Origin of the sequence: Mycoplasmopsis ciconiae, from assembly GCF_036350065.1 — a bacterium.
In the GTDB taxonomy this organism is placed as follows: domain Bacteria; phylum Bacillota_I; class Bacilli_A; order Mycoplasmatales; family Metamycoplasmataceae; genus Mycoplasmopsis; species Mycoplasmopsis ciconiae.
Genome location: NZ_JAZDWZ010000022.1, coordinates 1 through 528, shown reverse-complemented (window position 1 = coordinate 528; position 528 = coordinate 1). Strand labels below are relative to the sequence as shown.

The following is a 528-nucleotide window of genomic DNA, read 5'->3' as shown; positions in this document are numbered from 1 at the left end:
ACGCTTGGGAACAACATTTATTAGGTGAACATGTTTTTAAAGTAAATGATAAAAATAAAGATATGTTAGATTTACCAGCCTTAACCGTTTCATCTTTATATGGATTAGTCGAACAAAATAAATTTTTTAACAACAGAGTCGCAAGCAAAGATACAAATAATTATTTCATAGCGCAAAAAGGCGACTTCGCTTACAATAAAACACCTTCAGCTGAATCACCTGTCGGAGCAATTAAACAAGTTAAAAACATCGAAAGAGGAGTTCTTTCTCCAATTTATTTAATATTTCGTGTTGATCCAAGCAATCCAATAGATGATGGTTTCCTTTCACATGTTTTCTACTTAAGTTATTGATATAACCAAATCAAAAATGTTTCTAAATTAGGTGTAAGAAGATCTTTAACAAATATACAGACATCTGACTTTTTTGGTACTTATATCTTTAGGCCAGGAACACTAGAAGAGCAACAAAAAGTTTCTAAATTTTTCGAAAATATAGACTCTCTCATCACACTTCATCAGCGTAAGT

The 528-nt window shown here is 31.1% G+C and carries 1 pseudogene; it reads left to right on the top strand.

The features are described 5' to 3' along the window. A pseudogene (locus V2E24_RS03565) lies at positions 1 to 528 on the top strand (hypothetical protein); the annotation flags it as partial.